This is a genomic window from Paenibacillus sedimenti, assembly GCF_014534655.1.
Taxonomy (GTDB): Bacteria; Bacillota; Bacilli; order Paenibacillales; family NBRC-103111; genus Paenibacillus_E; species Paenibacillus_E sedimenti.
In genome coordinates this window covers 16,690-29,040 of record NZ_JACVVD010000014.1, presented here as the reverse complement: position 1 = coordinate 29,040, position 12,351 = coordinate 16,690, and the positions used below count along the sequence as shown (strand labels likewise).

General features: G+C 48.7%; 12 protein-coding genes. All 12 read right to left on the bottom strand.

Translation table 11 applies throughout. The features are described 5' to 3' along the window. Positions 1 to 3: 3 nt before the first annotated feature. Positions 4 to 1,254 (bottom strand): ATP-binding protein, encoded by a 1,251-nt coding sequence (locus ICC18_RS27980; RefSeq protein ID WP_223192932.1) that lies wholly within the window; start codon positions 1,252 to 1,254, stop codon positions 4 to 6. Positions 1,255 to 1,515: 261 nt separating this feature from the next. Then, the gene (locus ICC18_RS27975; RefSeq protein ID WP_028555561.1) at positions 1,516 to 1,785 is read right to left on the bottom strand and encodes an HPr family phosphocarrier protein; all 270 of its coding nucleotides are present in this window, start codon (positions 1,783 to 1,785) and stop codon (positions 1,516 to 1,518) included. Positions 1,786 to 1,934: 149 nt separating this feature from the next. After that, on the bottom strand, positions 1,935 to 2,864 hold the full coding sequence (gene whiA, locus ICC18_RS27970) for a DNA-binding protein WhiA (RefSeq protein ID WP_188177716.1): 930 nt from the start codon (positions 2,862 to 2,864) through the stop codon (positions 1,935 to 1,937). A 5-nt stretch (positions 2,865 to 2,869) separates the two neighbouring features. After that, positions 2,870 to 3,853 carry a gluconeogenesis morphogenetic factor MgfK gene (gene mgfK, locus ICC18_RS27965; RefSeq protein ID WP_188177715.1) on the bottom strand — a complete coding sequence of 328 codons (984 nt, stop codon included), beginning with the start codon at positions 3,851 to 3,853 and terminating at the stop codon, positions 2,870 to 2,872. 31 nt (positions 3,854 to 3,884) lie between these two features. Beyond that, positions 3,885 to 4,772, bottom strand: a complete 888-nt coding sequence (gene rapZ, locus ICC18_RS27960; RefSeq protein WP_188177714.1) for an RNase adapter RapZ — start codon at positions 4,770 to 4,772, stop codon at positions 3,885 to 3,887. 77 nt (positions 4,773 to 4,849) lie between these two features. Continuing rightward, the gene (locus ICC18_RS27955) at positions 4,850 to 5,797 is read right to left on the bottom strand and encodes an ROK family glucokinase (protein WP_188177713.1); all 948 of its coding nucleotides are present in this window, start codon (positions 5,795 to 5,797) and stop codon (positions 4,850 to 4,852) included. A gap of 170 nt (positions 5,798 to 5,967) precedes the next feature. Then, positions 5,968 to 6,915: a thioredoxin-disulfide reductase gene (gene trxB, locus ICC18_RS27950; RefSeq protein WP_188177712.1), complete on the bottom strand. Its 948-nt coding sequence runs from the start codon at positions 6,913 to 6,915 to the stop codon at positions 5,968 to 5,970. Between the two features lie 138 nt (positions 6,916 to 7,053). After that, entirely contained in the window at positions 7,054 to 8,790 is a 1,737-nt protein-coding gene (locus tag ICC18_RS27945; RefSeq protein WP_188177711.1) for a tetratricopeptide repeat protein, read from the bottom strand. 284 nt (positions 8,791 to 9,074) lie between these two features. Next, positions 9,075 to 10,025, bottom strand: a complete 951-nt coding sequence (locus tag ICC18_RS27940; protein ID WP_188177710.1) for a ribose-phosphate diphosphokinase — start codon at positions 10,023 to 10,025, stop codon at positions 9,075 to 9,077. A gap of 75 nt (positions 10,026 to 10,100) precedes the next feature. After that, complete coding sequence (gene hisJ, locus ICC18_RS27935; protein WP_188177709.1) at positions 10,101 to 10,907, bottom strand: histidinol-phosphatase HisJ; 807 nt, start codon at positions 10,905 to 10,907, stop codon at positions 10,101 to 10,103. 27 nt (positions 10,908 to 10,934) lie between these two features. Beyond that, on the bottom strand, positions 10,935 to 11,582 hold the full coding sequence (gene hisIE / locus ICC18_RS27930; protein WP_188177708.1) for a bifunctional phosphoribosyl-AMP cyclohydrolase/phosphoribosyl-ATP diphosphatase HisIE: 648 nt from the start codon (positions 11,580 to 11,582) through the stop codon (positions 10,935 to 10,937). Further along, on the bottom strand, positions 11,579 to 12,337 hold the full coding sequence (gene hisF, locus ICC18_RS27925; protein ID WP_188177707.1) for an imidazole glycerol phosphate synthase subunit HisF: 759 nt from the start codon (positions 12,335 to 12,337) through the stop codon (positions 11,579 to 11,581). The genes hisIE and hisF overlap by 4 nt, the downstream gene beginning before the upstream one ends. Positions 12,338 to 12,351: the final 14 nt, after the last annotated feature.

Genomic DNA, 12,351 nt, shown 5'->3' with positions numbered 1-12,351 from the left:
CGACTACCCCTCCTTTAATTCGGCTGTCGGAAGACAAACAACAAATTTGCTGCTCACCTTGTTAGATGTCTCTACTCTGATCTCTCCACCGAGAGAACGAACAATATCCCGTACATGAGAAAGGCCGATTCCTGTTGCCGCGGTCCCTTTCACATTAAACTTAGTCGTAAAACCCGGTTCAAAAATGACGTCATAATCGTCTTCGGGTATGCCTTTTCCGGAGTCGGACACAACAAAAAAGGTTTCGTTTTCTTTTTCAAAAACTTGTATGTTTATTGTTCCTTCTTTCTTTATGGCTTCTACGGCATTCGCTACCAAATTATTGAGTATGGTCAATATGGGAATGTAGTTTTTGATGTTAAAATCATCGCCCATTTCTTTTTCTATGATGATTTGCTTCTTCAGCATCTCGCTATATCCCTGATTTCCTTTGATGACAAAGCGGAGAATTTCGGAGAGATCCATATTCACCGCGATTTCACTATCAAATAATTTTTGTAACCCTGCCAAAATGCGCTGAGAATCCTTCTTTACTTCATGGATTTGTTGTGAAACCCCTAATGCCTTTTGACTGTAACCGTCCAGATTATCCTCTCTTAATTTACGATAAAGATCAAAGCTATCGGCGGTAATGGACTCTATCGTATCCATGGATTTATTTAGATAAAAGGCTTCCCCGTATAAACCAGCCCCAATATTCAGCATCTGTTCCACTCGTTTTTCCTGCTCCGCATGTAGAATACGCATTTGATTGATAGAAATACTGCTGTATAACCCGATGACAAAAAAACTACGAACCACCGCTGTTGCCATCAAAAGAAACCATCCGTTAAAATGAAGCAAGCCGGTATCCAGCAGCAACCCGCGGATAAAAAGCTCCGTCACATTGGAAGCAAAATCGATAAGCGAAACAATTCCGCCTAAAAGAAAAGGCTGATATTCATTGATTGTTTTTTGAATCATGCTCATGCCATATGCAAAAACCACATAGTAAAAGCCTGCAGCCAAATTATTTTGCAAGCTTGCCATTACAGAAAAAGATTGTGTATGGATCATCCATTCCACTGCCTGAAAAACTACATTAAACAATCCTGTAAGGATTCCGGTTGTTATGTAAGACAAATGGCGCATGAATAATAAGAAAAACAAAAAGGTGCTCACACCAAGACCAATACGAAAGAGATCACCGCTGAACGGATGAATCTTGATTCCTTCGGCAATAGCCGTAGCTAAAGCAATAATGACGATTTGCAATCTTTCATTTTTAATAAAATTCGGCATCCTGCGATCCGCTCCTACTGGAGAATCAAACTTTATTTCTCAACACGACAAAAAATTCTAATGCTACATACTAACATACATTTCACATTTTTTGAAATCACATACGGCGAAAATGAAAAGAAGCTCTGCATGTACTTGACACGCAGAGCTTCTTTGATCCGGCGGAACCTCTTCTTTTATTCTCCGGTTGGAGATTCTTCAAAAAAGCTTCCCCGAAAGGAAGCTTTTGACGAATTATTGGTTCTCCAATTCTTCCTTGCTTACCAATGTGACTAAAGCGTTTACAGCCTGCTCGGCGTCCGATCCTTCTGCGCTTATGAAGACTTCGGTCCCTGTACTGATCGCAAGGCTCATAATTCCCATGATGCTTTTCGCATTCACTTTCTTTTCATCTTTTTCGACGAAGATTTCAGATGAAAACTTATTTGCCTCTTGAACAAACAATGCCGCAGGTCTGGCATGAAGTCCTGTTCTCAACTTCACAACGACTGGCCGTCTGGACATGGAACTAATTCCCCCTACTCGAGCTTATATGAACTACTACTGAAAAACAGTACAAATACCCTATGTTTTAACATTATAGCATTTTTCACGCAAGTACACTAGAAAAAATGAGAAAAACTTGAGCAAGTGCTATATGAGGCCGTCTAGACTCAAGAATTTCGCAGTTTTTCGGCTAATTCATCTATTTTTCGAAGACGATGATTAACGCCCGATTTGCTAACGTTCCCTTTGAGCATATCGCCAACTTCCTTGAGATTCATGTCGGGATGCTGAAGCCTAATTTCGGCAACTTCTCTCAGCTTATCCGGCAGACTCTCCAGACCTACCTTGCGCTGCAGAAGCCGGATATTGTCGATTTGTCTCACGGCAGCACCGATCGTCTTGTTCAAATTCGCAGTTTCACAGTTCACAATCCTGTTTACCGAATTGCGCATGTCCTTCATAATGCGAACGTCTTCAAAACGAAGCAGCGCCTGATGGGCGCCGATGAGGCTCAGGAACTCGATTATCTTCTCGCCTTCCTTGATGTAAAGAACGAAGCCTTTTTTGCGCTCGATGAAACGAGCGTTCAAGTCGAACCTATTCGCAAGCTGCGTGAGCGCCCGGCAATGCTCCTCATAGATGGAAGCGATCTCCAGATGGTACGAAGAACCCTCCGGATTATTTACCGAGCCCCCGGCCATGAAAGCACCGCGCAAGTAAGCGCGCTTGCAGCAGTTTCCGCGAACAATCTCTTTTTCAATTCCAGGGGTAAAAATAAAGCCTTCGGAAACGATTTTCAGATCGCCTAGCAGCTCTTGCACTTGTCCTGGAACGCGAACGATGTATACATTGTTCTTCTTAAGACGCATCTTCTTGCGTACAAGCAGCTCGGTATGCAGTTTATACGTCTTCTTTATGAGGGTATAGATTCTTCTTGCGATTGCGGCATTTTCGGTTGATATATCGAGAATGACGCGTCCGTTCGATAGCGAAACGGATCCATTCATCCGGATTAACGCGGACAGCTCCGCTTTCTCGCAACACGCTTCCGTTTCAACAAGGGTTAATTCTTTTTTGGTTTGTGCCGCGAAGGACAAAGGTCTCACCTCTTCCTTAACATCCAGCTTTCAACGAGCTGATAAATATGGTCACTCAGCTTCTCAGCGTCGTGGCGCAGATAGGTTCGGAACAACACGAGCCGGTCTGCAATGACCCGGTATCCCCTCTTCGTCACTTCATCCAGATCCAGATGAACTGCTTTCGAGCCCTTCTCTGCGTATTTCGCTTGGACTTGGGGAGGAATTTCGCCGTTATTCACGATGACATAATCAAACAAATGATGCCCTAAATGGTCATGGAAAGCGTCTAAATGATCGCTGACCGAATAGTCATCGGTCTCTCCGGGCTGTGTCATGACATTGCAGATGAACATCTTCACTGCGTCTGATTTCATAATTTCTTGCGCAACTTGGGGAACGAGCAAATTCGGCAACAAGCTGGTGTACAAACTTCCAGGACCGCAAATGATGGCGTCCGCTTCCTGTATGGCCTGTATGGCTTCCGGCAGCGGCATCACACCCGCAGGCTCGATAGAAACGCGTTTGATGCGTCCCTCTGCCTTTGGGATTTTGGACTCGCCTGTAACGAGAGCCCCGTTTTCCATGATCGCTTTGAGCACGATCGCTTGACTCGATGCCGGCAGTACCCTGCCTTTGACAGCAAATACACGATTCATTTCTTGAACGGCAGTCACAAAATCACCGGTAATATCGGTTAGCGCTGCCAGAATTAGATTTCCCAGACTGTGTCCGGCTAATCCGGTTCCTGACTGAAATCGATACTGGAGCATCAGCGACAGAAGAGGCTCGACATCAGCGAGTGCCGTCAGCACGTTGCGGATGTCCCCGGGCGGGGGCATCTGCATTTCATTTCTGAGAATGCCGGAGCTTCCTCCATCATCCGCAACCGTTACGATTGCTGTGATGTCCACCGGCTTTTCCTTCAAGCCTCTGAGCATGACGGAGAGACCCGTACCACCGCCGATCACGACAATTTTGGGCGTGCGCTGCGAATGTTCACGTTTCATTATTCTTTCACCCTCTTTATCGTGAGACTGGCTATACGCGATCCCGCTCCGAATCCCGATGACTTACCCGCACCGCTTCGGTTTCGCTGTTGCCAAACACCTTACCGAGGTATTCGGTAATAGCAACGGATCTATGCTTGCCTCCCGTGCACCCGATGCCAACGACGACCTGGCTCTTGCCTTCCTTCTTATACTGGGGCATAAGAAAGTTCAACATATCGAGCAGTTTCGTGAGAAATTCTTGCGTCTCCGTCCATTTCATCACATAGTCGTAAACATCCGGGTCCTGGCCGGTTTGTGGGCGAAGCTGATCCACGTAATGCGGATTCGGTAAAAAGCGTACGTCAAAAATCAAATCGGCATCGATCGGGATCCCATATTTAAATCCGAAAGAGATTACATTTATAGATATGCGGTTGGATTCCAAATTGGTAAACCGGGATATAATTCTTTCTTTCAACTGCACTGGCTTTAGTGTGCTAGTATCAATCACCTGGGTAGCCAGACCTTTCAGCTCTTCGAGCAGCTTGCGCTCCAGGCCGATCCCTTCGAGAGGAACCCCGTTAGGCGCAAGCGGGTGGCGACGCCGGCTTTCCTTGTAACGCTGCACGAGCGCAGCATCTGTTGCATCCAAAAATAAAATTTCATAAGTCAATGTAAAGTTTTCTTGGATAGTCCGAAGCGACTCCTGAAGCGCCGTAAAAAATTCACGCCCCCGCAAATCAATCACCAAGGCCACTTTGCCGATTTTACCCATCGATTGCTCAATTAATTCTGCAAATTTAGGAATAAGCACCGGCGGCAAATTATCGACACAGAAAAAACCGAGATCTTCGAGGCTTTGCACGGCGATCGTCTTTCCGGCACCCGACATCCCTGTAATGATGACAAGCTTGGCTAAAGGGTGGATCTCTTCCATCGATTGCACCTTCCTCTGGCGTGCGTTTCACGGGCATAATGGCCCATGCTCACGCACGAACTTCAAATTGTGGGCGGCTATCTCAAATTCAAACCAGCAGCGCCTACGACGCCAGCATCATTACCAAGTGTTGCAGCGACAATTTCAACGCCTTCGGCCGCCACTTCGGGCGTGTACTTCTTGAACGTTTCGCGAATCGGCTGAAACAGGATCTCGCCTGCTTTGGATACCCCGCCGCCAATAATGAAGCGCTTGGGATTAATAATAACAGCGAGAGCAGCCATCGAACGGCCAAGATAATAAGCGGCACGGTTCACGATGCGCAGCGCCACTTCATCTCCGGACTTCGCAGCATCGAAGACATGCTTAGCCTCGATCTTCTCGTGTAGAGCAAGCGACGTATGCTCACCGCGTTCAACCGCGTCATTGGCCATACGAACGATACCTGTTGCGGAAGAGACGGTTTCGAGGCAGCCCACTTGACCGCATCCGCAATTAATCGCTTCGATGTCCGGTACAATCGACATATGTCCAAGCTCCCCTGCCATACCGGTGGAGCCTTGATAAATTTTACTGTTAATAATAATACCGCCGCCAACACCGGTTCCCAGCGTATAGCAGACGACATTCGGAATGCCTGCTCCGGCTCCCGCCCACGCTTCGCCTAATGCAGCAACGTTAGCATCATTATCGATTTTTACGGTTTTGCCTAGCAAAGCTTCAAGCGTTTTTTTCGCAGGGACATTGCGCCATTGCAAATTTGGAGAGAATTTAACGAAGCCTTCGGGAATGTCCATAAATCCCGCAAGCCCTGCACCAATACCAGCCACTTGCTCCCATTCAAACGGAGAATCTTCGACAATTTGTCGCACATACTGAGCAATACGCTCAAGAACGGCGTCTGGGCCCTGATCCGCACCGGTAGGTCCTTCGTACGTGTGCAGCAGCGTCCCCCGCTCGTCACAGATACCGACTTTAATATTGGTACCGCCTAAATCTACACCGATATAAATCTGATTTGACATGTGCAAGGTCACCTCTACGAATAATCATTATAATTTTCGGGCATTTGCTCCTGTTCCAACTATAAGTCAAGGTTGTAGACAGGTCAAGATTCAAAGTAAGTCTTGAAATAACGAGAAAACGTGGAAAGCATAGCCTTCCACGTTAGCTGTAATTACGGCCTCCTGACGAATTACACCGTCTGGCTCCAATCGTGTACGATATGTCCCTCAAGGAACTTCTCACATTCCAGAGCAGCTGCACAACCGCTTCCCGCTGCTGTAATAGCCTGGCGATATTTCGTATCCTGCACGTCGCCGCATGCGAATACCCCAGGAATGTTCGTTTCTGTTGTGCCTGGCTTCACAATAATGTAGCCATGCTCGTCAGTTTCGATTTGACCGCCCAAGAACTTCGTATTCGGCGTATGGCCGATCGCTACGAAAATACCGTCGGTTTCAATGATCTCTTCTTCACCAGTCACATTATTTTTCACTTTCAGGCCGGTTACGCCTTTATCGCCGGCAACCACTTCAAGCGGTGTATTGTTAAGCGCCCATTTCACTTTCTCATTGCCACGGGCACGATCCTGCATGATTTTGGAAGCGCGCAGCTCATCGCGACGATGCACCAGACGAACTTCGGAAGCGAAGCGAGTTAAGAAGTTCGCTTCTTCCATCGCGGAATCCCCGCCGCCCACGACGATAATCTTCTTGCCGCGGAAGAAGAAGCCGTCGCATGTAGCGCAAGTACTTACGCCGCGACCGATGTTTTCTCGCTCGTTCGTGATGCCAAGCAGCTTCGCTGAAGCTCCTGTGGAGATGATGAGCGATTCTGTTTCGATCTCGCCAAGGCCCTCGACTTGAAGCTTGAATGGACGTTTGGTGAGCTCAACAGAATTTACCCAACCCGTCTTGAACTCAGCGCCAAAGCGCTCTGCTTGCTTACGCATATTTTCCATCAATTCCGGACCCATAATGCCCTCAGGGAATCCCGGGAAATTCTCTACTTCGGTAGTCGTGGTCAACTGACCGCCTGGTTCAGGACCCTCAATAACGAGCGGGCTCAAGTTGGCGCGAGCCAGATAGATGGCTGCTGTCAGACCGGATGGTCCTGTTCCTACAACGACGGATTTGTACATATGGTTTCCCTCCTAAGTGTTTTCTGTAAGAAAACTTTCTTTGTAAGCATAGGCTTTACGATTCTTTCTCTGCGGTCAGTCAGGCTGCCGCTTAATTTATTAATGAAAGCGGGCGTTCTTCACAGAAGCGCCCAGCTATCAAATGCTTGTGAATTTCGGGAAGATCGCTTCCATTTTCTCGCGCAGACCGCAAGCATCATCAATGAGCTTTACGTTGCGGCTAATGGTCGAAACCGTCACACCATACCGAGCGGATATTTCCTGATAAGAGATCGCTCGCCGGTGCATTTTGGCGATTAAATATTCCAGCGCTGCCGCCCAACCCTCAGACTTCTGAATCTTGGGCACGCCCGGGTACATCTTGGTCAAGAATTCGACCCATAAAATCTCCAAGTCATACTGCTGAATCATATCGTATCGCTTATGCATATGGGAAAGTGCAGTCTCCATCACACCCTGCCATTTCGCATCCCAAACAGGCAAATGCGGGGAATACGGAGATGCTTCCACCATAATCTCCCGGTTTTCGAGAAAAGCAGGCAACGGATCGCGGATTCCCATGCTGCGAAGTACGAAGATCGCGACTTTTTTCAAATAGTCGTCTTCTTGACGCTCTAGAATAAAGTCTTGCAGAGCATCTCTTACTTCATTATCCGCAATCAATCCGAAAGCCTGAATAACCTGCAGTTTGGTATCGATATCTCCATGCCGCAGCGCCCAGAAGAAGGAGGAGCGTACGAGCGGATCTTTCTTGAGCTGTTCCGGAATACCCTGCGCAGATTTCTCCAGAACGCGGAATTGTTCTTCAAAAGGCAGGTGGTAGTGGTAGCTCCACGTCGGTGTGATCTCGCTTGTCTCACGCGTACGCAGCTGCTCCAGATAGAACTTGGAAATCTCCGTACCGGGATCAAGCTTCTCTACTTGCCTCCACAACCGGTGCGCCTCTGCGAATCGGCCGATATGGCAAGCTGCGACAGCTGTATAATGATAGAGACAAGGATCCGCAGAACCTTCTCCTGCTTTGAGGAGACGCTTAAACAACTGGTACGCCTTCTCGTGCTCACCCAATATCCCCATCGTCGTCGCAAGTTTGAACACGTGGTCATGCTGATACGGGAACGTCTTACGCAACAGGTCAACCAATTCTGTCAGCTCCTGCTTATTGCCGAAATGCTGATGGAATATCGCTAAGTTGCAAAGCGCGTGCAGATTGCCAGGGTCAATCTCAAGCACCCCGTGAATCGTCTCCATCGCCTTCTCGAACTGGCCCATATAGTAATAAGCAAGCGCCAGATTGTTGCGTGCCGCCGTAAAATCGGGATGCTTCTTCGCGATTTTCTCCAGCTGTCTGACCGCTTCTGCGAACTTGCCTTCCTCCAGCAATGCGCGGGCTTTATCATGCTCGAAGAGCCCTTCTCGACTTTTGATGCTAGTGAGAGGGGCGGGACGTTCGAGCTCGTAGCTGAGCATTTCCATCATTTCTTCGGATTCATCCAAAAACTGACCGGTCGGATCGTTCTCCAAATAGCGGACCAACGCTTGTTCCGCCAGCTCGTATTGTTCCATGTTGGCGTAATTGTTAGCCATATAAAAATAACATTCCGTCATCGTAGGGTCGATGACATCAAGAATATGCTGTAAAATTTGGTTCGACTCTTCGTAATTGCCCATCTCGGAGAGAACCCCCGCGAGATTGCAGTGATTCACAGGATTATCCTGTTCATACTCCGCCGCCCGCCGGAAATATTTCAATGCCTTATCATAATGAAACCGATCCAAAGATTGAACCGCTCTCTCGAAAAAGAATGCGGCATCCATGTTAATCGAGATGACTTTCGGCTTCGGTGTATCGGACACACGCTTTATCTTTTCCATTGCAAGACACCTCCGGCATATTGATTACGATCAAATTATACCATAGATCGCCCGGAAGCCAAAAACTTTCATCTGAAGTGGTGTTGATGTCGGTTTGTAAAGTTAAATAAAGGTTTTAAAAGTCGGCTTTCAAAACCGAGAAGGTTGGACGAAACCCGGAGAAGGAGGAACGGAGCGTAGAGGGTTTCTACGTGAGTACCGGACTTCCCGGGTTTCGTTCAAGATTCGACGTCGAACCACTCCATGAATCCTCTTCGTTTTCAAAGTCGACTTTTAAAACTTCCTTACACGCCGCCGTATTTGAAGAGGGAGGATAGGGATCCTCCATCATTAATAATTCGAATTGCGTCCGACAAAAGCGGAGCTACGGAAAGCACCCGGAATTTTTCGGAGTGGTCGTCCGGTATCGCGATGGAGTCCGTGATGATGACTTCCTTAATGTTCGGGTGATCCAGGCGCTGCAGGGCAGGACCGGAGAAAACAGGATGCGTCGCACAAATGTACACGTCATGCGCTCCTCTTTCTTTGAGACCCTCCACAACGTTCACGATCGTCGTTCCGGTATCGATTAAGTCTTCAATGATAATTGGCGTACGGCCTGCAACGTCCCCGATCACGTGCGTAATGACGGATTCATTGTGAGCCGGGCGTTTCTTAATCATCATTGCGAAAGGCGCATCGAGAATGTTTGCCATTTTCTCAGCTGTTGTTGCGCGTCCTGCATCCGGCGATACGATAATCGGATCGGGCAGGTTTTTCTTTTTTATGAAGTCACTGATAACGTCAAGCGCCGTCAGATGATCCACAGGGATATTGAAGAAGCCTTGAATCGCAGGTGCATGCAGGTCAATCGTAACAACGCGATTAGCGCCTGCAGCGCTGAACAAATCGGCTACTAATTTTGCAGAAATCGGCTCACGCGGAGCAGCTTTACGTTCTTGACGGGAGTAACCATAGTATGGGATGACAAGGTTTACTGTTCTTGCGGAGGCTCTTTTTGCCGCATCCATCATAACCAGAAGCTCCATCATGTGCTCATTGATCGGATGGGAGAACGTTTGTACTAGAAATACGTCGCAGTTACGAATCGTTTCTTCGTAGAGACAGTAGATTTCTCCGCTTTTGAAACGGGATAATTTGATTTGTCCAAGCGGCTGGCCGAGTTCTTTACAAATGCGTTCCGCAAGCTTCGGATTCGAAGATCCGGAAAAGATTTTAACATTGTCACTATACATGGTTAACGGTTACCTCCGAAGGTTCATTAAATAGATTATTCCTGACATCCTCATTATACATGAAACATGTCGAATTTAAAAAGTAACCAAGTGTCGGTTTCTTGCAGAAAATGTGGCTATTTCGTTAAATCCAATCAATTTCAGCAAGTCTCGAGCCTGGTCCAAATACTGGGATAATCGTTCCGGCTGGTGTGCATCCGATCCAATTGTCAAAGGGATTCCCACCTTATGGCAATACTCCAGCATCCGGCGGCTCGGAAACATCTCTTCACACAGCATGCGAAGACCGGAAGCGTTGAGTTCAATAGCGAGACCATGTTCTTTCACCGTATCTAAAGCAGCCTTTTCCAGCTCCCACGGGTCGCGGTCCGGTTTATAGCCAAAACGCTTAATCACATCGATATGTCCGATATAGTCATATAACCCGGTACGCACCGCTTTTTGTACCGCATCGTAGTATTGCGTATAGACTTCAAAAATATCCTTGCCTTCCCAGCCGGCCAATTGCCTGAAGTCCGAAATATCCCACTCTCCCAGGAAATGAACGGAGCCGATGACATAATCCCACGGATAAGCTTTGATAATGGCTTCGATTTCCGCTTCGTAGCCCTCGATATAGTCGCCTTCCAAACCGATGCGGATATCGATCTGATCTTTGTATTTCTCCTTGAGATGAAGGCATTCCTCGACATAGCGAGGCAGCTCATCCATCGGCATGGCCATCTCCGGCCAATACGTCTGCGGATCCACATGCAAAAGCGGCATATGATCCGACAGCCCTAATTGCGTGAGCCCGATCTCGATGCCGCGTTTGACGTATGCCTCCAGTTCCCCGGAGGCGTGACCGCAGCGTACATGATGTGTATGATAATCAATCAACATCTTGGTATCACTCCAGGTCATTTTTATTCATTTCTTCACATGCCTGCTCGCCAATTCCTTCATGACGTCATCGAGCGGCAGCTTGTTGTTGCGCAAGAGAACCATCAAGTGAAAAATAAGATCGCTCGCTTCGTAACGAAGTTCGTCGTTGTCTTTGTTCTTGGCGGCGATGATGACTTCGGCGGTTTCCTCGCCGACTTTTTTCAAGATCTTATCGACGCCTTTTTCGAAAAGGTACGTCGTATATGCGCCTTCCGGACGCTCAACGTCACGCGAAGCGATAACGGCTTCCAGCTCGGACAGGATCGCGAAGCGGTCGCCGGCAGAAGCGGCTGCGGCAGATTCCGTTTCCAGCGGAATGTTCTCCGTGAAGCACGTGTACGTACCATTGTGGCATGCAGGTCCCACTTGTTCCACGAGCACGAGCAGCGTGTCTGCGTCGCAATCGTAGCGAAGTGCTTTTACCTTTTGCGTATGGCCGGAAGTAGCGCCTTTGTTCCACAGTTCCTGGCGCGAACGGCTCCAGAACCAAGTATCTCCGGTTTGGATCGTACGTTGCAGCGACTCGCTGTTCATATAGGCGAGCATGAGCACTTCTTTGCTGACGGCATCCTGCACAACAGCAGGCACCAGTCCTTGCGCATCATATTTGATCGTATCTAACGCGAATGTCACCGGATTTCAACTCCTTTGCCCTTTAGGTCGTCCTTGACCCCTTGAATCGTTAATTCCTTATAGTGAAAAATGGTTGCCGCAAGTCCCGCGTCGGCTTTTCCTTCCGTGAATACACCATAGAAATGATCCGCGCGACCCGCTCCGCCGGAGGCGATGACGGGAATCGTCAGCAGCTCCGATACGGCGCGCGTCAGCTTCAGGTCGAAGCCGTCCTTCGTGCCGTCGGCATCCATACTGGTCAGCAGAATCTCGCCTGCGCCCAGCTCTTCCATGCGCTTCGCCCACTCCAGTGTCTTAATGCCTGTGGCATTACGCCCGCCGTGGGTGAACACTTCCCACTCGCCCCACTCGCTATTAAACTTCGCGTCGATCGCGACGACGACACACTGGGAGCCGAACTTTCGGGCTCCGTCGGAAACGAGCTGCGGGTTGCGGACCGCTGCCGTGTTAATGCCGATCTTATCGGCCCCGGCGCGCAGCAGCCGCTTCATGTCGTCGACGCTGGAGATCCCGCCGCCGACGGTGAAAGGGATCGTGATCTCGCCCGCCGTTTGGCGAACGACTTCAACCATCGTCGCCCGGCCTTCCACCGATGCCGAGATATCCAGGAAGACAAGCTCATCCGCGCCTTCTTGATCGTAAATCGCAGCGAGCTCCACCGGATCGCCCGCATCGCGCAAGTTGACGAAATTAACGCCTTTGACCACCCTGCCGTCCTTGACGTCAAGGCAAGGGATAATTCTTTTGGCTAACATGGGATGCGTCTCCT